Source organism: Burkholderia sp. FERM BP-3421 (genome assembly GCF_028657905.1).
Lineage (GTDB): Bacteria > Pseudomonadota > Gammaproteobacteria > Burkholderiales > Burkholderiaceae > Burkholderia.
In genome coordinates this window covers 158185-176074 of record NZ_CP117779.1, presented here as the reverse complement: position 1 = coordinate 176074, position 17890 = coordinate 158185, and the positions used below count along the sequence as shown (strand labels likewise).

Sequence of the window (17890 nt, the reverse complement as noted above, 5' to 3'; positions counted from 1 at the left end):
TGGAGAGATCGAGGAGTTCCTGATTCAGGAGGGCCACACGCACCTGTACGATGTTGTGTGCACCCGCCCTGATCGAATCGAACCTGCCACGTCAATCGCTAGGCATTCGCGCGTGTATTCGTCGATCACCGTCAAACACTTCAACTGTTGCCCGTTGGCGCACGCGTCGAACACGAAGTCATACGCCCAGACATGCCGAGCAGATGTCGCTGGCTGGGGGCGGGGCCGATGCACGGATACGCGCCGACGTGGACGTTCGCGTGGCGCCTGCAAGCCAGCTTCCATAGCGGCCAACTATCTCGGCTTCGCTACGCTTGCCTATGCCTTTGGGCCGCTGATGAGAATGTGAACAGAGCCTAAAAATTCTCCGTTCAATCAACCCACTCGCCTCAATACGGGTACCCGTTCAAGCGAGAGCTGATCTCGGCAATCAATTCGAACGCGCGCACCTGGCCGATCGAACCGGTAGCGTATACCGGAGATGGCGCCGATAACGGTCAAAGCCGTCTTGCCGACATACTCGAAGGTTGGATGCTGCAATTCGCCGTTTGCCGTCGGCATACCGGCCGATGAAGCGCGATTCGCGAGGCCCAACTGAGTGGCGATCCTACTTCTGCCGCAACACATCGTGCTCCTCCTCATCCTCATGGAAGTACGCAGCCGGCGATCGTATGTCCCGATGCACGACATGCTCAATGACGATCGCCGCGGCGGACAACGCAGGCCACAGAAGAAGATGTTCCGTCGCCGATACGCCTATCAACCATGCCAGCGGCACCGCAACCCACATGCTTGTGCAATATAGGCAGTCCATCACATTGGTATGGAAGCGATTCGCCAAACCAGTTCTAACGGCAGCGAAGATATTTCGTGGCCCGTCTTCCGATGTCAACAGGTGGCTGATTCGCCAGACCGTCAGGCTTCCCAGAACGAACCAATAGAAGCGCATCACTGTACTGACTCCCGTGGGATAGGCACCATTGCATCGTTGATGAATCGCCGAGTCGTGATACCTCATTAGCAATGAGAGAGGCGAACCCGGCTTGTTACACCGGGTTCGTCGGCACATCATGCGACTGGCTAGCTCGAGAACTTCAAACTGACGGTCTGGAACTCTCCCGCACCTATCGTAGGGCCATCGTAACCGTTGGTGACCCGCTTACCGAGCCAGATACGGAACTCGTAACAGCAATCGGGCGGCTCATTGGCGAGCCCGAATGGCAGGCCATTTGCCGGAGAGGTGGCGCAACTCGTGCCACCCGGCCCGCACGGGAAATACAGCGTGTCGGTCCCGCCAATCCAAGCCTTGTAGCCGTAATCCGGATCTCCCATACCGCGGATGCCAGCCGGCGCGGGTCGCGACAACGGATCGTTGATATAACCGCGTGTACCGGGGCTGACGATCGACGTGCTTCCGGAGCCGTACTCGGCGTCCACGTAGTATTCGTACAGGTGCCCCATCGCGTCGGTCACGGTGACGTTGATCTGGACGTATCCGCCCGGTCCGACATCGTAGGCTGGGCATTCCCCCGTCCCGACCAACAGAGCTGGCGTGCCGTCCGCACGGTAAGCCGTAAGCGAGATCGTATCGGTGGTCAGCGGCGTGTTGTCGATCGTGAGCGTCAGCGGATTGTCCGGCGTCAGCACAACCGGAGTGACGGTGGCATCGTAACCGACGACGGTAAGACTCACCGCGCCGGTCAATGCGCCACCGATGAGCGTCGACGAATCGTTGGTCGAGACCATCATGCCCTGATCCGCCCAACCAATGACCTGGCCACCGGCCGGAATTGGAACGGGATTCAGGCCCGGAGGCGTCGGGCCTGTCGCGCGCTCGGATTCCGTCGCATAGAGCCCACTCTGGCCGTTTTGACTGAACGGTCCCATCTTCACGCTGACCGGCGGCAGTAGCACGTGAGAAGCATCTTCGATGAAAGCCGTTCGATACAGGTCGAGTGTGACGAGGCTACCGCTACCGGCCGGGGCCGTGCCCCCACGCGCGGGGTCGCCCGTCCATTGTCCCGCCAGCACCTGATAGTAGGCGACGTCGGAACTCGGGGCAAATGCGCCGAACAAGTCGAGTCCGCTGAAGAAAGCCATGTCGGTGGCGTCAGTGCCGGACGTCGCGCTGATAGCGTATCCGTCTTCGATGAGGCCCACCTCGATCGTTCCCACCGAGGTCCAGACGAAGCCCGACTCGGGCGGGCACTTTTGATTGCAAAGGGTCGCGCTCTGTGAGTTCCCAACCAAGGTGACGACGCCGCCGTCCTCGAAACACCAACGCGTATCGAGCGCGGGATTTTCGTTGACGATGACCGTGCCACCTTGCGACGCGCTGAACAGCAGATTGGGATCGTCGCAGCACCACCACCACCACGGGAAAATCGCCCGCAGCCGCGAATCCTGCAGTTTGCGAGCGATCAATGCGGTACGCGCCGGGTCGGGTCCGATGGCATCGGCACTGTTCGTCAGGAAGCCCTGACCTCTGACCAAGTTCTTCGCGTCCGGGCGGATTAGCATGGGCTGACTCGCTGCCGTCGCGGCCGACGGCAGCCCGGGTACCGGGATCTTTTCCAGCGCGGCGATGACGTGCAAGATGTCGCGCTCCCACCACCAGGGCCAGCAGTGCCACCAGGTTGGCCAACAGGCCCAACAAGGAAAGCAGAAGCTGCACGAACACCACTCGAAGCATGCGGTGAAGCTGCCGTTGGCTGCCGTCGCCACGGTGGCTCTCGGTGTTTTGACATAGCCTGACGGGCCGTAACTGACGGTATAGACAGTGACATCGGTACCTGGCACCGCACAGCCGTCCGGCCCAACCACGGTGCCGCTGACACAATACCAGCGGCACCAGAGCCACCAAATTTTAAGGGTCTCGTCGGCAATCCTGAACTCAGGCAGGCGCATTTCGCCCTGGCTCGACTTCAGTTCCTCACGCTTCAACGCGTGCGTGGGAATGTTTGACAAGTGATCGAGATGCGCGGCCGCAGCGGTTGGCGCGATGATCGCGGTGAGACCGTAGGCGCTGTCGGACTCGATTTCTTTGCGGGAAACGTCTAGACGAAACGTACCGTCCGCCCGAAGCGGGGCGTTCGCAACAAGGATTCCGCAGCGAACAACGAAGGCAGACAAGCGTTCGGCGTCGGACTTGGAAAGATTGATAACTTTACCGGATAGCGTGACGGAGGTGGTCGACATGATCGAATCTCTCTAACGGATCAACGGGGAGACTGACGCACTTTCATGCGCGGCAGCGAACGAAAAAATCCCGAACCGCTCCAACTGTGCTGACTCGCGTTGCGAACCAGCTTCTTCCGATTCAACTTCTTAAAATGATCTCATTGAGAAATCGGCCGGGTTTGCTATCCTCATGAGCGAATTTGTTATATTCCAGTAGTACTTACTATTTATCCTCAATCAGCTACAATATTACAAACTCCATGTTGCTTCATAGCATGAGCCATCTCACGCAATTCACATGCTGTCGAGAGGGAAGTCGTCGATCTCCGATTATCTTGCACGCCGACATTCGGCATGGTCCATGACAAGAACGCATTTCAGAACGACAGCCTGGCGAGGCATGTAAATCAGTTCCGATTGCTAGCTTAGAACATGGTAGTGGGATTACCAACATATCGAGCCACTGGTTCGCTGTGCTGCTCTGCCAAATTCTTTCGTCGCGATGCGACCGTGCGTCAAGAACGGCTTTCGTCGCCCTCTCATTCAACTTGCGCACCGCCGTGTCTGACCTGAGGCTGAATTTTGTGACCAATCAGGCAGTGAGTCTCGTGTCGATATTATCGGAATCCAACCAGGCTCGACGGACCGTGGCCGGAGGTTGATCGCGATGCGCGCTATGGGGCCGGCGCTCGTTGTAGAACTGCCGCCAGCGTTCGTTGGCCTCGGCACGGCTGCGGAACCATTCCCGGTTCAGCAATTCGTCACGCAACTTGCCGTTGAAGCTCTCGACGAACCCGTTTTGCCACGGACTGCCTGGCGCGATGAAGGCCGGACCGATTGCAGCGTCTCGCAGCCAGCGCATGACCTTGGCAGCGGTAAATTCAGCGCCGTTGTCAGACCGAACGAACGCGGGCTTGCCGTACAGCCGCATCAGTCGCGACAGCGTCAAGATCACATCCTGCGACCGCAAGCTGGCGCCGACTTCGATCGCAAGGCACTCGCGGGTGTATTCATCGATCACGCAGAGCATCTTCAACGCCCGCCCGTCCACCAACTGGTCGTGCACAAAGTCATAGCTCCATACCGAATTGGGTTGTGTCGCACCGGGCAGGCGAATGTCGTTGCCACAACGACGACGGCGCGGACGCCGCCGAGGAATGTTGAGTAGCAAGGCTCGCCACATTCGCCGCACGCGCGATTCGCCCATCGCCAGCCAGGCCGACATCCGCCGGTAGCCGAAGCGCGGCACTTCCTGCGCGGCCGCCATCAGTTGCTCGCCCAGGCTCCGATCCTTCTCCGGTTGCTTGAGCGTATAGGTAGCCACCCGGCGACTCAGCCCCAGATAGCAACATGCCTTGCGTTGCGAGAGACCCCGCCGAGTCAGGACTTCCAGCGCTTCGCGCCGGCCCGTTGGGGTACTCATTTTTTCGGCTGAATTCCTTCAGACCGTCGATCACCAGCATCTGCTCGGCGATCAGGCACTTGAGCCGATCGTTCTCCGATTCCAGATCCTTGAGCCGGCGGGCGTCGGCCACATCCATACCACCGAACTTGTTGCGCCAACGATAGAACGTCTGTTCCGAGATGTTGTGGCGCTTGCACAGATCCTTCACCGGTTCGTCCCGGCTTTCGGCCTCGCGCAAAATCCGGATGATTTGCTCGTCGGTAAATCGCTTCTTCATCGAGTTCTCCTTGCCTCTAGGATAAAAGAGAACTCACTTGCCAAATGGCTACAAGAAACGTCCCAGGTCACACCTTCCCGAGCGTGGTCTTCAGTTCAGAGCTGTGGCTATCGTGGAGGCGGCGAGGTACACCACACGCCCGACATGCCCTGTGCGAAGTGCAGAAGCATGTGATTTGCTCGACAACAAATTCCTGCTGGATACTATTGATCAGCGACTTCCCTTCAGCGAGGGACAGCCCGACGTCTCCGAATGTCGGATCACTGGTTGTCCGGTGAAGTCGGATTACTTCTACGCGCCGGGTCTCAGTCCCATCGCCATCGTCGAACTCCAGAGTGACCGTGCATCGCATGGCTCCCTCCGTCTCATAGACAGGAAGGAAAACCATACCTCATTGTGCGATCACTTCCCAGGCTTTTTAACGACTTCCTTCAACAGTATGGGCGATCGCGCACCTGCTCGCGAATGGCACGCTGCACGTCGTCGTGTTGTTCGGCACCTTCTTCGTCTGGTCGCTCGTCGATTTCGTCGTGTAGCGCGCACGTGACCGCCGCGAAGGGGTTCGCTATCCAGCGGGCAGGCTGTCGGGCGACGTCGTGGCGATCGTGGCCGGGCTCGTCGTGTGGGCCGTCCTCGCGCTGTTCCTGCACGGCTGGCTGATCGGCGTGCGTCCGTTCGGCTAAGCCGCCAAGCGATAAAGCGACAAAGCGGCGCCCGGTCAGCGTACCGCTCGCGCGCCGAGAGCGCCGGTCAGCGTAGCTTCACGCCGGCCGTATCGCCGAGTTGCGCCGGTTTGCGGCGCAGGAAATACGCCGCGACGATCGCGAGCGCCGTCAATACCGTGAACCAGAACTGGAAGCGCGAATCCGGGTTGAATGCCTGCGAGCCGAGCACGGCGACGAGCGCCAGCAGCGCGATCCAGTTCGACACCGGATAGAACCACGCGCGGAACGCCGCCGGGTCGCGTTGTTCGTGCTTCGTCTGCCGGCGCATCGCGAAGTGCGCCGCGATGATGAAGATCCACACGATCATCACGAACGCGCCACTGCTCTTCGCGAGCATCAGGAACAGATCGCCGCCGCTCACGAAGTGAATACCAAGGATCGACACGCAGATCGCGAGGCACAGCACGAGCGCGTTCATCGGCACGCCCTTCGCGTTGGTACGGCCGAACATCGCGGGCGCGTGGCCACGCTGGCTGAGCGAGAACAGCATGCGCGAGTTCGAGAACAGGAACGAGTTCATCACCGACATGAACGACACGAACAGCATGATCTTCATCGCGACGGCCGCGCCCGTGAAGCCCGCCATGCTGAACAGCGACACGTACGGCGATTTCAGATTGGCCTTGTCCGTCCACGGCATGCACAGGATCAGGCTCGACACCGAGCCGACGTAGAACACCATCACGCGCACGATCACGCTCTTGATCGCGCGGATCACGTTCTTGCTCGGGTTTTCCGATTCGCCCGCCGCAACGGCCGCGATTTCGCTGCCGCCGAGCGAGAAGATCACGACCATCACGCCGGCGAGCACGGGCGAGATGCCGTTCGGCATGAAGCCGCCGTGGTCGGTCAGGTTCACGAGCCCGGGCGCCGGAATGCGCGGCTGGAAGCCGAGCAGAATCGATGCGCCGAGCGCCATGAACACGATGATCGTCGCGACCTTCGCGAACGACAGCCAGTATTCCGCTTCGCCGAACGAGCGCACCGAATACGCGTTGCTCGCGATCAGCGTGACGAGCATGAACAGGGCACCGCCCCAGATCGGCAGCCACGGCAGGAAATCGTGGAGGATCGCGCCGAGCAGGATCGCCTCGACGGTGATCGTCATCATCGACTTGAACCAGTACAGCCAGCCGACCGCGAAGCCAGCCCATTCGCCGAGATAGCTGCTCGCGTAGGTGGAGAACGAGCCGCTGTCGGGATTGCGCGACGCCATTTCGCCGAGCATGAACATGACCAGCGTGACGATCACGCCGCCGATCAGGTACGACAGGATTGCCGCGGGGCCGGCGGTCGCGATGATGGCGCCGGAGCCGACGAACAGGCCCGCGCCGATCACGCCGCCAAGCGCGATCATCGTGATGTGCCGTTGCTTGAGGCTTTGCCTCAACGAGTTGTCCTGCATCTCCTACCTCCAGGGAAGCACTGATTAATAGGCGATTGCGCGAGGTTGTCGGCGACGCCAGTGCGGAATGGCCGGACACCGAAGCGAAGTTTCGCCGATTCGGAGAGGTTTGCCCCGAGGACGCGCCTCATTTCTCGCATTTCTCACACGTATGATGGACTTCCCCCATGAATCGACCGCAGCCGGTTTCGCGCGATCACGAGATTCGCTAAGGCAAACAGACTGAACAGTTGCGCCGTGTTCTTGAGTAGCCCCTTGTAGCGCACCTTGTGATGACGGAACAGGTTCTTGACGACATGAAACGGATGTTCGACCCGCGCGCGGATTTGTGCCTTGGTTCGCTCGAGCGCGATCATCAGATCCCTCAGCGCACCGTCCTGCATCGCCTTGCTCTTTCCTCACTTAGCCGCCACGCGCCACTTCACCCGCTTCTTGCCTACGCTTTCCGTTTCCGCAAAGCTCATTTGCCGTTTCATCGTCGTGGGCTCGTTCCGTGAACTATCTTCAACAACGCCCTCGGCTGCGTCAGCGATGACCACCGAGCCGGATTAATCAGTGTTTCCTTAGGGCTTGAAACCGATAAGAGCACTGCTCCTGAAGGTGAGTCCTCAGGAGCAGCGACCTTCACAAGTGATCTATCTTCTAGTCCGCACTCTGCAAATCGAGCGCGACGTCGACAATCATGTCCTCCTGGCCGCCCACCAACTTGCGGCGCCCCAGCTCGACGAGAATGTCGACAGTCTTCAGGCCGTACTTTTCCGCCGCACGCTCCGCATGACGAAGAAAGCTCGAATAGACCCCAGCATAGCCAAGCGCAAGGGTTTCGCGATCCACGCGCACCGGCCGATCCTGCAGCGGACGTACCAGGTCGTCAGCGGCGTCCATCAGGCCATACAGATGGCAACCGTGCTTCCAGCCGAGTCGCTCCGCGGCAGCGATAAACACTTCAAGGGGCGCGTTGCCGGCGCCAGCACCCATGCCCGCAAGACTGGCGTCGATGCGATCACATCCCTCTTCCACGGCGACGATCGAATTTGCCACGCCGAGCGAAAGATTATGATGCGCATGGATACCCGTTTGTGTTTCGGGCTTGAGCACGTCCTTGAACGCCCGAAAACGTTCTCGAACGTCATTCATGCCGAGCGCGCCCCCCGAATCGACGACATACACACACGTCGCACCGTAGCGCTCCATGAGAAGCGCCTGTTCGGCGAGCTTTTGCGGCGTGGTCATATGGCTCATCATCAGAAAGCCAACAGCGTCCATCCCCAGGTTGCGCGCAAAATCCAGATGCTGTCGCGAGACATCGGCCTCCGTGCAGTGTGTGGCAACGCGCACAATTCGCGCGCCTGCATCGTACGCGTTACGTAGGTCATGGATCGTACCGATCCCCGGGATAAGCAGCGTCGCGATTTCCGCACGCTCGACACTTTGCGCTGCGGCGGCGATCCATTCGACGTCAGAATGTGCGCCAAAGCCGTAGTTGAAGCTTGACCCTTCAATTCCGTCGCCGTGTGCAACCTCGATGCTGCGTACGCCTGCCCGATCAAGTGCAGAGGCAATTGCCCGCACATTTTCGATGGAGTATTGATGCCGGATCGCGTGACTGCCGTCGCGCAGCGTCACGTCCGAGATATAGAGTTGCTTGCCGTTCACGCTGTAGTCTCCGTTGCCTGTGTGCCATAACCTCGAGCAATGCCTGTCTCCATGCGGCGCCGCGCCATGAGATCACCGCAAGCGAGGGCGGCGGAAGTCATGATGTCGAGATTACCGGCATAGACTGGCAGATAGTGCGCGGCGCCCTCCACTTCGAGGAATACGGAAGTTTTGAGTCCCGCGATACGTCCGACGCCTTGAACGTTCAGCGGCGCGTCCTCCGGAACGACCTCGAATTGCACCTGCTGCTTCAATCGATAGCCCGGAACATAGCGCTGGACGGCTTCAACCATGCGCTCGATGCTGGCCTCGACTTCGGCCGTATCGACGAGATCCGAAAGGACAAACACCGTGTCACGCATGATCAGCGGTGGCTCAGCCGGATTGAGAATGATGATGGCCTTACCGCGAGTTGCACCACCGAGCTTTTCGATAGCCGCGCGAGTCGTTTCCGTGAACTCGTCAATATTTGCACGCGTACCAGGTCCGGCAGACTTGCTGCTTATCGATGCGACGATTTCCGCATAATGAACCTTAGCTACGCGTGAGACCGCCGCGACAATGGGGATGGTCGCCTGCCCTCCACACGTCACCATGTTCATATTCGCGGCGTTTTCTGCTTCGAGATTGATCGCCGGAATCACGTACGGACCGACCGCCGCCGGCGTCAGGTCGATCACCTGCACTCCGTGTTGCTGCAGAATTTCGTTGTGACGCGCATGCGCGCTCGCCGAAGTGGCATCAAACACGACGTCAATCTCTTTGAACACATCGAGCGCAAGCAGGCCTTCGATACCTTCTGCGGTGGTTGCCACGCCCAGGCGTGCGGCACGAGCAAGGCCGTCCGATTTGGGATCGACGCCAACCATGGCTCCCATTTCCAAGTGACGACTATTGCGCATGATTTTGATCATCAAGTCCGTACCGATGTTCCCCGGCCCGATGATGGCTGCTTTTACCTTTTCGCTCATTAGCTCCTCCAACACGTCCCGCTAACTCAATCGATTTCGCTTATCCGTTTACGTAGAAGCCGGCTCGCCCGAGGCGCTCCATTTCCACGCTCACATGTTGACCCGGCTTCAGCCACTCAGCCGACGTGGCGCCCCCCGCCATGACGATCGCGCCAGCCTGAAGTGGCTCGCCGGCAGCTGCCGAGAGCCGCGCGGCAGCCACGAGCGAGCGTAGCGGATTCCCAAGCAGCGCTGCCGTCGAGCCCACTTGCACGGCACGGCCGTCGATACTGAGTGCCAGGCCGAGATTCGAAAAATCGGTCTGCGGATTGCTCCAGCCGCCAATCACAAAACCGCTCGACGACGCGTTGTCGGCAATCACTTCCGGCAAGCTGAAACGGAAGTTCTGATACCGCGAATCGATGATCTCGAGCGCGGGTGCGATCGCCTCCACTGCCGCGAGGGCAGCAGGCCCCGTTTCATCGCCGTTGAGCTCGCGCTTGAGGATGAAAGCGATTTCGGGCTCGACACGAGGGTGGACGTAGCAGTCGATATCGATCGACATGTTTTCCTCGACTTGCATGGCGGAGGTAAGACGGCCCCAGATCACATCGGACAGGCCCATCTGCACCATCTTCGCCCGGCTCGTAAAGCCCATCTTCACGCCAACGCGCTTGTCGCCGCGCGCAACACGCCGCGCGATCGACGCCCGCTGAATCTCGTATGCCTCATCGAGCGGGCATTCTCCGCGCGGATCAAACTGCTCGACTTCCCGCGCATGGCGCGCCGCGTCATCGAGATGCGCGGCGATGAATTCGATCTGGCTCATCGTGAAACCTCGTCGGAATTGGGTTCAAACACCCCGCGCACAGACCCAAGGCCGTTGATTCGCGCATCGAATACGTCACCTGGCGTGGCGGTCACCATCGGTCCGAGGGCCCCGGACAACACCACGCTCCCCGCGCGCAACGGAGTACCCCGTTGTGCCATGGTTCTCGCGAGCCAGATCACGGCATTAAGCGGGTGTCCCAGGCAGGCTGCGCCCGCACCAACCGAAACCGGCTCACCTCGTCGCTCGATCACCATGCCGCACAGGCGCACGTCAAACGCGTCAAGTTTTACGGGCCGACTACCAAGTACGAAAGCGGACGATGATGCGTTGTCGGCGATGGTGTCAACGATTCCGATGTTCCAGTTCGAAATGCGGCTACCGACAATTTCGAGCGCCGGAAGCGCATAGTCGATGGCGGCAATGACGTCCACGATTCCTGCGTGTTCCACGTCGATGTCTCGGCCGAGCACGAAGGCAATCTCAGCTTCGACCTTGGCCTGTGCGAGCACACTTGCCGGCACCGGCTCCCCGTCGCCGTACCCCATGTCGTCAAAAAGCACGCCAAAATCCGGCTGATCGACGCCAAGCTGGCGCTGTACTGCGACCGATGTCAGACCGATCTTGCAGCCCATCGCGCGACGCCCATCGGCGATCCGCGCCTCAGTGTTCTCGCGTTGAACAGCATAGGCGTCGTCGATGGTCATCCCAAGGTAAGTCTCACGCAGCGGCGCGACGAACTCATGTGTTGCTGCGGCCGCGCGCAGCGCGCGCGCAGCCTCGCTGACTTCAGTCGGAGTCATCTCAACGCTCCTCGCTTGCGCGTACCGCAGCCGACGCGTCGAGCTCGTCCTTGGTATGGTCACCGACAGCCCAATGCGCAGCCGGCACTTGCGTGGCGTAGACACGAATGCTGTTAAGAGGCGCGCCAAGTGTTTCATGAACAGTGCGGGCGACAGCCTTGACACAGGCGTTGACGGCCTCTTCACTGCGGCCTTTGATGATGGAGATATGAACGATAGGCATGAGCGATCCTGTTTCGGTTGGAAGGTGTTCACGATTCGATTCGCACCTTGGTGGGCATCATGTTGCCGAACTCGATCGGTGGCCGTCCAATACTCATTTTTTGAGTTACGATACTGATTCAGTATCAAGAGGGAGACGTCGATGGACCTGAAGCAGATGCGCTACTTCCTCGCAGTTGCCGAAGAGCAAAATTTCGGACGAGCGGCCCAACGCCTGCATATGGCGCAGCCGCCGCTAACGCGCCACATTCGAGCACTGGAAGATGAATTGGGCACTGCACTATTCGTTCGAACGTCAAAAGGCGCCGAGTTGACCGACGCGGGCCGCACCCTCCTGGCTGAGGTTCCGAACATTCTCACGCTCACGCGACTCGCGACCGAGCAGACCCAGCTCGCTGGTCGAGGACTATTAGGACGTCTAGACGTGGGGATTTTTACGTCTGGAATTCTGCACGTCATCCCGCAATTGCTCGCGACCTTCCATACGACGAGACCAGGTGTAACAATTGGTCTACACAACTTGTCGAAAGCAGATCAAATCGAAGCACTCCGTGAGCGCCGCATCACGATTGGCTTTAATCGTTACGTGCCGCCAGAAGACGACATCGTAGTGGAGACGGTTCTGCGAGAACGGTTCATCGTCGCACTACACGAAGATCACCCGCTAGCGCACAACGATGTTGTGCGGCTCCGCGACCTGGAAGGTGAACCGATGATTCTCTATCCGAACGCGTCGCTTTATGGACTTGCACAGGCCGTCACTGATGCATTTGCCGACGAGAACGTGACGCTCGTTGCGGAGCAAGAAGTTGAGGACGTAGTAACTGCCGTCGGTCTTGCCGCAAGTCGTTTTGGAATCTGCATCACCACCGCATCCGCAGCAAACCTCAGGCTACCAGGTCTCACCTACCGACCACTAGACTCCGATCGGCTGCGCTACATCGACCTGAGCTGCCTTTACCGCGTAGGAGATACGACTCCTATCCTATTGGCTTTTCTCGAGGTTGTCCGGGCGTTCCGGGCTGATTCCGGAGGACACACCTGATCGCTACAGCAAACGGATAGACGGACGGAAGATTCTTCCGGCACTGTCACGTTGGCGGGAGTGGTCGCGTAAGATGATGCGATGAAACCGAAAGCGCTCTACCACGGCCCTCGATTCCCCGCGGCGATCATCAACTAGGCGGGTACTGTCAGGTTGTTCGGTGGCCGGACAAGCAAGGAAGACTGATGCGGGTGCCGATCAGCTTACGCCGGCATCCGGGCGCATGCAGCCCTTTGTCGTCCAGGCCGTACGCGACATTGAGGGGCAACTGCACGGCGCGCTCGAGCATGCCGTCGGTATGGAAAAACTCGAGAGCTGGGCGCGAATTCTGGCTCAGCCCCACGTCACGCGAAGTGGATGCGATGCGTATGAAGGCAGCGGATTGATCCGCTTTAGGAATTCTGGACCAATCCGAGTGCGAGTTTTGCGGCAAACTTGACCCTGAACCAGGAGGTCGTTTGTCATGAAACGGAAACGCTTTTCGATCGAACAGATTGTGGCAGTGCTGAAGCAAGCCGAACTGGGGATGCCGGTGGCCGATGTGATCCGGCAGGTCGGTATTTCGGAACAGACGTTCTATCGGTGGAAGAAGCAATACGCCGGGATGCAGTCTGATCAGGTACGCGAACTCAAGCAGTTGCAGGACGAGAATGCGCGGCTGAAGAAGCTGGTCGCCGAATTGAGCTTGGACAAGGCCATCTTGCAAGACGTAGCTGCAAAAAAGTGGCCCGGCCCGCGCTGAGACGAGACGTGGTGGATTACGTGGTGAGCCACTACGGATTGACGATGAGGCGGGCCTGTCGGCTCGTGAAGCAACCGCGCAGCGTTCAGTACTACAAAAGCATCAAGGACCCTCGCCCAGAACTGCGTTCACGTATGCGCGAGATCGCCTATACGCGTGTGCGCTACGGGTATCGACGCGTCCATGTACTGCTGCGCCGGGAAGGCTGGCAGTTGGGTCGGAATCAGGCGTACCGGTTGTATTGCGAAGAGCAGTTGCAGTTGCGCTCGAAATTGCCGAAGCGACGAAAGATGGTGGTGACGCGCGTGGCGAAGATCGTTCCGGTCAGGCCAAACGACGCTTGGAGTATGGATTTTGTGGCTGACCAGCTTGCTGATGGCTCGAAATTTCGCACTTTGACGATCGTGGATGTGTTCACGAAGGAGGCGTTGGCGATCGAAGTGGGGCAACGCTTGAAAGGCGAACACGTGGTATCCGCATTGAACCGAATCGCCGCTCGGCGCGGCGCTCCGCGGCATCTGTTTGTCGACAACGGCAGCGAGTTTTCCGGGCGCCTGCTCGATATGTGGGCGTACCACTACCAAGCAAAAATCGACTTCAGCCGACCGGGCAAGCCGACGGACAATTGCCACATCGAGACGTTTAACGGATCATTCCGCGATGAGTGCTTGAACCTACATTGGTTCGAGACGTTGGGCGAAGCCAAAGCGATCGTCGAGGCCTGGCGCCGGGATTACAACGAGAGCCGTCCTCACTCTGCTCTCAAAGAGTTGGCACCAGCTGAATTCGCCCGTCAGCTGATGCCTTTGCCGGGTTCAACCAGACCCGAAACGCCGGAAAACTCGCTCTAGATCTGGTCCGGGAAACCCAAGCGGATCAACTTTGGTCAGTGGGTGCTCATAATAGAGAGCAGGGTGCTTGCGGCAGAGAACAGAACCGAGATTGCAGTGGTGCCTGCCGCCCACATATTGCGGCTACCAGCTTCACCGAGAAATTTCTGCATTGTCACCCCGCCGTCGAGGTTCGCTGGGGGAGCTTTAGGTTTCGCTGCCCAAAACCAGAGTGCTACTGCTATGAGGCCGAAGACAGCGGAACCGATTTGCATCCAAAGAGAAATTTGTTGCGTTGCCATTACGTATTTTCCTTGCTGCTCAGGTGCTGATGCCCCACGCCTCAAGCCGGAACACCGGTTCGTCTTGTCCAGCGAGCGATGTCGTCACCCCTTTCGCGCGCACGTCAAACGTCTCGTGTTCGAACTCATTGAGGCCGGTGGCTGTGTCGGGGTAGGCCACACACACCTTCATGTTGCCGTCGAGCTGCGCCAGCGCGTTGCGCAATTCATCTACCGTCATCGTTGCTGCTCCTGTTTTCCGTGGTCAGTCGAGACCGCGCTCGACGGGCTTGTCGTCATCACAAACACGCCCCTTCGCACGAAGCACGGAGAGTACCGTCTCGCGGTCATCGTAAAAGTCATGCAGCAGCCTTGCCGCGTAGTTCTTGGCCGTTTGCACTTCTTCCGGTGATACCTTGCGCCATTCATCGTGCAAAACATCATTTCCGAGCGTACGGATTTCGTCATGGGCACGCTTACGTCGTGACGCTGTTATCACGCCATCGTCAGCAGCCAAGTCAATTTGTTGCTCAAGGGGCGTTCCCTTTTTAAGTTTGTACCCGTTAGCCCGCAGCGTCTTGTCGAGGACAGATCGAAACAATGCAGCGGCAGCCCGATAGCAGCCGGCCTCAGCACACTCTTCACCTTCTCGAAACTCATTGACAATCCCGTCCGGAACGCCCGCAGGCAAAGTTTGGCGCTCTTCCGCTTCGGGGTAAAAATCCTCGAGCGTCGTGTGCCGTCCGTCATTCAACAGCGTGATCAATGCGCCTGCTCCACAGCCAGAACAGCACGCCAATCTGTAGATCTCAACGCCTCCGCCTTCCAGCTGCCGGAAAACTTCCCCGTATTGCCCACGCTGAGGATCGCCGATCTGGAACGAGGTTAGCGCACCGCTGCATGTCGGGCAGTGCGCCTGCACATGTCCATTTTGATTTATCGTCGCCATTCAATTTTCCTAGACACCGTTCAGGCGTTTCGCGTGCACTCGCTCTGCTTCACTCAGATCGTCCCAATGCTTGTACTTACCCTTCACGAAAATCGGGGGGATTTCAAGCGCGGGACGCTCTGCAGCGTCACCGGGAAGGAGAGCTATCAGACGACCATCTTGGTGTTGTCCCCAAGCGGCGATCCGCTTCACCTCGGGATGAGTAGCAGGGCCGAAAACAAAAAACCACTCGGCACAGGGGAATACGTTCTTGATTTCATTCGACATGAGTTTTCCGTCAAATTTCGGGATGGCCCGTGTAGTAGCCCACCAACGTAAAGAACGCAGTGAACTCGTACTGGCAGTCTTCGCACGTGTATTCCTGATGCACTGTCACGCTGCCAATCGCGCAAGCACCCATTGTCACATTGGTTGAGCCGCATGCCGGGCAGGAGGTCATAGATTCTTCAACGACCTTCGCTTTCCAACTATCAGAGTCGAGCATGGCAACCTCCCAACGTTTTCCGTGATGTTTCCGGCTTCACGCCAGGTCGTTCCTTTCGCACGATTCGTCGGCCACCACTCTCGGCAACTTTGGTCGTGCGCGCTTGTTAGGTGCTGCGAACCCGGTATCGAGCCCGGCTTCTTCGAGTCGGGAGCGAGCCAGAAACAGAGATCGCCCCATATCGTCCAGTTGTTCGCGCATCAGGTCGTTCGACTTCGCTAACCGCGCCTTCGTGTTCGTGGCCTCTTTCAGCCGGTTCTGCAAAACTTCCACGTCGCCTACCCGGTTCAACATGCGGGCTAGAAGCGTCCATTCCGCCCCGTGGTTGCGCTGGTGATGCCACGGCGCAGGGTCGTCCATCCAGTGCATGAGAACGTGGCCTGTACGCGGCCGTATCAGGCATCTAGCCGTAATCTCGATCAACCCCCAAGCGGTCGGCAGTTCATCGGGCCTCAGAAGGCCCTCGGGTGCCATGTAGTAGCGATACATGCCCATGCCTGTACTCGGGTTGATTCGGTGCAGCTTCTTGGCGTCGGCAAGGTAATCGGCTCGGCTAGTCTTGCACTCGATCAAGACGGAGCATTCTCGATACACCCCGGCCCGAAATCCGATTGCATCCGGGTTCTCGCCGTTGAAGTCTCCCTTGGTCTCGGACATGGCAACCGTGCAGCCCGGACCCTTGCGCGAATGCGGCAACTTAAGCCACTTAACGGCTAGGTCGCAGAGTTCGCGGTGCGTGAATGCCATATCAGATATTTCCCCGTGTGGCCCGCGCATCGAGCGCGGGCGTTTTCCGTCACGAGCCGGTTTGCCGGGCGCTCGTCCACGCCAAAAACAATTCCGCAGCGTCCGGCACCGCGAAAACCGGCTTTTCCACCCAGCATTCCACATATTTGCCCTGCCAACCCGTTTCAAAGAGACGGTCGTTTTCCAGCGGGGAAACACCTTGCTCAACCAGTTCGCGCGCTGACGTCAGGTTGTAGTAGGCACTTTCCAGATCGGCGTTCGGATACATTGCCAGGATCACGCGCCCCATCGCTGCGTGAGCTTCCTCGCGGCCGACCGCTCGAACAAAGACAGTGAACTCATCTGACGCCATCTCGCGCGGCAACGAAGTGTGTGCCCGCCAGAGGCTGGCCCAGCCGTATTTGAGTGCGGGCGAAGAAGCGATTGTGCTTGTCATTGCCGGTTCCTTTGGCGTTTTCCGAGCATTGAGTGGGGCGACGGCGGGACTCGAACCCGCGACACAAACTTCCCGCCTGGCCCCTCGAACGGAAACCATCGACATGTTTTTGTTTCGAGGCGCCAATGACCATTGCTGGTTTCCTATGCCGTTCGCTCGATTGCGAACAGGCGTTCGAGCACCTCGTCCAGACTGCCAAGAATCTCGAAGGCGCCTTTCGTGAGTATCCGCTGATTCGGCCTCTCGGTCTTTTCACCTTGTGCGTTTCCGCGGGTATGACGCGCAAGCCTGAGATTGGTAAGGTCCGGCAGTCGCCGGCCAGGCTCCCCGCCAAACCAGCGGTACTCCTTTATCTCCAGATCGTCCGTGACAGCGAGCCAAAGCACGCACCCGCTTGGGACTGTCGCAAGCCGCTGGTTGACGGAGATATTCCCACGTGAGCCATCGATCAATGATGCTTTGAACTGGACGTGTCGCATCACCTCGCCGCAGCACATCACTAGGTCATAGCCGTTTGCGTCGAACTCCGCACGCAGGACTTCCACGTCCGTCACGCCGAGCTGCCAAAGACGCCGCATCGCGTCACCTATGAAGACGTGCTCGACGATTCTCTCCCGGAGAACCGAATGTGTTGCATGCCTTGTCCTAACGTCGACGTTCGATGATTCGGCTTCCACTGTCGCCTCTGCTTTTCCCATTTCAAAACAGACCAGCAGTCAGCCGCTTCCAGAACGTCCCGTGTCCGCCGGCTCCGCTGTCGACATATTTCACCCAAACGGAGCCACACTTCTCGCATTGTGCGAAGGCGAAGTCGGTCTGATCATGGCCACGACCAACCGATGTTGCAATAGTGACCTGGCGGCCGATCGGCTGGAGTTGTTTCGTCGTCTGCTCCTTCGAGCAGGAGTTACAGGCCGACATGGG

General features: G+C 59.0%; 20 protein-coding genes and 4 pseudogenes. 3 read left to right on the top strand and 21 right to left on the bottom strand.

Annotated features, from left to right (window positions below):
• Positions 1–60: 60 nt before the first annotated feature.
• The 5 genes and pseudogenes from Bsp3421_RS00895 to Bsp3421_RS00875 form a co-directional block, all read right to left on the bottom strand.
• Positions 61–279 (bottom strand): annotated as a pseudogene (locus Bsp3421_RS00895) (IS3 family transposase); the annotation flags it as partial.
• Between the two features lie 328 nt (positions 280–607).
• The gene (locus Bsp3421_RS00890) at positions 608–952 is read right to left on the bottom strand and encodes a hypothetical protein (RefSeq protein ID WP_273994979.1); all 345 of its coding nucleotides are present in this window, start codon (positions 950–952) and stop codon (positions 608–610) included.
• Between the two features lie 128 nt (positions 953–1080).
• A complete protein-coding gene (locus Bsp3421_RS00885; RefSeq protein WP_273994977.1) occupies positions 1081–3198 on the bottom strand; it encodes a hypothetical protein in 2118 nt (705 codons plus the stop codon).
• A gap of 574 nt (positions 3199–3772) precedes the next feature.
• Positions 3773–4862, bottom strand: a protein-coding gene (locus Bsp3421_RS00880) for an IS3 family transposase (protein ID WP_273994976.1) whose coding sequence is annotated in 2 segments (ribosomal slippage) — positions 3773–4607 and positions 4606–4862 — 1092 coding nt in all. Because the reading frame shifts where the segments join, the coding sequence is not laid out codon by codon here.
• A 70-nt stretch (positions 4863–4932) separates the two neighbouring features.
• Positions 4933–5214, bottom strand: a pseudogene (locus Bsp3421_RS00875) (ISKra4-like element ISBusp5 family transposase); the annotation flags it as partial.
• 85 nt (positions 5215–5299) lie between these two features.
• Here Bsp3421_RS00875 and Bsp3421_RS00870 point away from each other — a divergent pair.
• A pseudogene (locus Bsp3421_RS00870) lies at positions 5300–5545 on the top strand (NnrU family protein); the annotation flags it as partial.
• A 67-nt stretch (positions 5546–5612) separates the two neighbouring features.
• Here the strand turns inward: Bsp3421_RS00870 and Bsp3421_RS00865 are convergent.
• From Bsp3421_RS00865 to Bsp3421_RS00835, 7 genes and pseudogenes are all read right to left on the bottom strand, one after another.
• Positions 5613–6992 (bottom strand): amino acid permease, encoded by a 1380-nt coding sequence (locus Bsp3421_RS00865; RefSeq protein WP_273994975.1) that lies wholly within the window; start codon positions 6990–6992, stop codon positions 5613–5615.
• 143 nt (positions 6993–7135) lie between these two features.
• A pseudogene (locus Bsp3421_RS00860) lies at positions 7136–7423 on the bottom strand (transposase); the annotation flags it as partial.
• Between the two features lie 211 nt (positions 7424–7634).
• Entirely contained in the window at positions 7635–8648 is a 1014-nt protein-coding gene (gene dmpG, locus Bsp3421_RS00855; protein WP_273994974.1) for a 4-hydroxy-2-oxovalerate aldolase, read from the bottom strand.
• Complete coding sequence (locus Bsp3421_RS00850; RefSeq protein ID WP_273994973.1) at positions 8645–9619, bottom strand: acetaldehyde dehydrogenase (acetylating); 975 nt, start codon at positions 9617–9619, stop codon at positions 8645–8647. The genes dmpG and Bsp3421_RS00850 overlap by 4 nt, the downstream gene beginning before the upstream one ends.
• 40 nt (positions 9620–9659) lie before the next feature.
• Positions 9660–10427, bottom strand: a complete 768-nt coding sequence (locus tag Bsp3421_RS00845) for a 2-keto-4-pentenoate hydratase (RefSeq protein ID WP_273994972.1) — start codon at positions 10425–10427, stop codon at positions 9660–9662.
• The gene (locus tag Bsp3421_RS00840) at positions 10424–11230 is read right to left on the bottom strand and encodes a 2-keto-4-pentenoate hydratase (protein WP_273994971.1); all 807 of its coding nucleotides are present in this window, start codon (positions 11228–11230) and stop codon (positions 10424–10426) included. The genes Bsp3421_RS00845 and Bsp3421_RS00840 overlap by 4 nt, the downstream gene beginning before the upstream one ends.
• Position 11231: 1 nt before the next feature.
• Entirely contained in the window at positions 11232–11453 is a 222-nt protein-coding gene (locus Bsp3421_RS00835; RefSeq protein WP_126282982.1) for a tautomerase family protein, read from the bottom strand.
• A 141-nt stretch (positions 11454–11594) separates the two neighbouring features.
• Here Bsp3421_RS00835 and Bsp3421_RS00830 point away from each other — a divergent pair, with 141 nt between their 5' ends.
• Positions 11595–12497, top strand: a complete 903-nt coding sequence (locus Bsp3421_RS00830) for a LysR substrate-binding domain-containing protein (RefSeq protein ID WP_273994969.1) — start codon at positions 11595–11597, stop codon at positions 12495–12497.
• A gap of 463 nt (positions 12498–12960) precedes the next feature.
• A protein-coding gene (locus tag Bsp3421_RS00825) for an IS3 family transposase (protein ID WP_443111402.1) occupies positions 12961–14090 on the top strand; the annotation gives its coding sequence in 2 pieces (ribosomal slippage) (positions 12961–13222 and positions 13222–14090; 1131 coding nt in all).
• A gap of 35 nt (positions 14091–14125) precedes the next feature.
• On the opposite strand, the gene Bsp3421_RS00820 is transcribed toward Bsp3421_RS00825, so the two are convergent.
• The 9 genes from Bsp3421_RS00820 to Bsp3421_RS00780 all read right to left on the bottom strand — a co-directional run bounded on the left by Bsp3421_RS00820 (position 14126) and on the right by Bsp3421_RS00780 (position 17887).
• Positions 14126–14371, bottom strand: coding sequence for a hypothetical protein (locus Bsp3421_RS00820; protein WP_273994966.1), 246 nt, complete (start codon positions 14369–14371; stop codon positions 14126–14128).
• A gap of 19 nt (positions 14372–14390) precedes the next feature.
• A complete protein-coding gene (locus Bsp3421_RS00815; RefSeq protein WP_273994965.1) occupies positions 14391–14591 on the bottom strand; it encodes a hypothetical protein in 201 nt (66 codons plus the stop codon).
• Between the two features lie 24 nt (positions 14592–14615).
• On the bottom strand, positions 14616–15299 hold the full coding sequence (locus Bsp3421_RS00810; protein WP_273994964.1) for a DUF4145 domain-containing protein: 684 nt from the start codon (positions 15297–15299) through the stop codon (positions 14616–14618).
• Between the two features lie 9 nt (positions 15300–15308).
• Complete coding sequence (locus Bsp3421_RS00805) at positions 15309–15566, bottom strand: hypothetical protein (RefSeq protein ID WP_273994962.1); 258 nt, start codon at positions 15564–15566, stop codon at positions 15309–15311.
• A 10-nt stretch (positions 15567–15576) separates the two neighbouring features.
• The gene (locus Bsp3421_RS00800; RefSeq protein ID WP_273994960.1) at positions 15577–15783 is read right to left on the bottom strand and encodes a hypothetical protein; all 207 of its coding nucleotides are present in this window, start codon (positions 15781–15783) and stop codon (positions 15577–15579) included.
• Between the two features lie 36 nt (positions 15784–15819).
• Positions 15820–16530 (bottom strand): adenylosuccinate synthase, encoded by a 711-nt coding sequence (locus Bsp3421_RS00795; protein WP_273994959.1) that lies wholly within the window; start codon positions 16528–16530, stop codon positions 15820–15822.
• 49 nt (positions 16531–16579) lie between these two features.
• On the bottom strand, positions 16580–16966 hold the full coding sequence (locus Bsp3421_RS00790) for a hypothetical protein (protein WP_273994958.1): 387 nt from the start codon (positions 16964–16966) through the stop codon (positions 16580–16582).
• A gap of 143 nt (positions 16967–17109) precedes the next feature.
• Positions 17110–17643: a hypothetical protein gene (locus Bsp3421_RS00785; RefSeq protein ID WP_273994957.1), complete on the bottom strand. Its 534-nt coding sequence runs from the start codon at positions 17641–17643 to the stop codon at positions 17110–17112.
• A 22-nt stretch (positions 17644–17665) separates the two neighbouring features.
• On the bottom strand, positions 17666–17887 hold the full coding sequence (locus Bsp3421_RS00780; protein WP_273994956.1) for a hypothetical protein: 222 nt from the start codon (positions 17885–17887) through the stop codon (positions 17666–17668).
• Positions 17888–17890: the final 3 nt, after the last annotated feature.

Excerpts from the sequence above, each read along its gene's own strand:
- Bsp3421_RS00885 (WP_273994977.1), bottom strand. The coding sequence starts at position 3,198 with ATGTCGACCACCTCCGTCACGCTATCCGGTAAAGTTATCAATCTTTCC.
- Bsp3421_RS00865 (WP_273994975.1), bottom strand. The coding sequence starts at position 6,992 with ATGCAGGACAACTCGTTGAGGCAAAGCCTCAAGCAACGGCACATCACG.
- Bsp3421_RS00850 (WP_273994973.1), bottom strand. The coding sequence starts at position 9,619 with ATGAGCGAAAAGGTAAAAGCAGCCATCATCGGGCCGGGGAACATCGGT.
- Bsp3421_RS00845 (WP_273994972.1), bottom strand. The coding sequence starts at position 10,427 with ATGAGCCAGATCGAATTCATCGCCGCGCATCTCGATGACGCGGCGCGC.
- Bsp3421_RS00840 (WP_273994971.1), bottom strand. The coding sequence starts at position 11,230 with ATGACTCCGACTGAAGTCAGCGAGGCTGCGCGCGCGCTGCGCGCGGCC.
- Bsp3421_RS00835 (WP_126282982.1), bottom strand. The coding sequence starts at position 11,453 with ATGCCTATCGTTCATATCTCCATCATCAAAGGCCGCAGTGAAGAGGCC.
- Bsp3421_RS00830 (WP_273994969.1), top strand. The coding sequence starts at position 11,595 with ATGGACCTGAAGCAGATGCGCTACTTCCTCGCAGTTGCCGAAGAGCAA.
- Bsp3421_RS00820 (WP_273994966.1), bottom strand. The coding sequence starts at position 14,371 with ATGGCAACGCAACAAATTTCTCTTTGGATGCAAATCGGTTCCGCTGTC.
- Bsp3421_RS00815 (WP_273994965.1), bottom strand. The coding sequence starts at position 14,591 with ATGACGGTAGATGAATTGCGCAACGCGCTGGCGCAGCTCGACGGCAAC.
- Bsp3421_RS00810 (WP_273994964.1), bottom strand. The coding sequence starts at position 15,299 with ATGGCGACGATAAATCAAAATGGACATGTGCAGGCGCACTGCCCGACA.
- Bsp3421_RS00805 (WP_273994962.1), bottom strand. The coding sequence starts at position 15,566 with ATGTCGAATGAAATCAAGAACGTATTCCCCTGTGCCGAGTGGTTTTTT.
- Bsp3421_RS00800 (WP_273994960.1), bottom strand. The coding sequence starts at position 15,783 with ATGCTCGACTCTGATAGTTGGAAAGCGAAGGTCGTTGAAGAATCTATG.
- Bsp3421_RS00795 (WP_273994959.1), bottom strand. The coding sequence starts at position 16,530 with ATGGCATTCACGCACCGCGAACTCTGCGACCTAGCCGTTAAGTGGCTT.
- Bsp3421_RS00790 (WP_273994958.1), bottom strand. The coding sequence starts at position 16,966 with ATGACAAGCACAATCGCTTCTTCGCCCGCACTCAAATACGGCTGGGCC.
- Bsp3421_RS00780 (WP_273994956.1), bottom strand. The coding sequence starts at position 17,887 with ATGTCGGCCTGTAACTCCTGCTCGAAGGAGCAGACGACGAAACAACTC.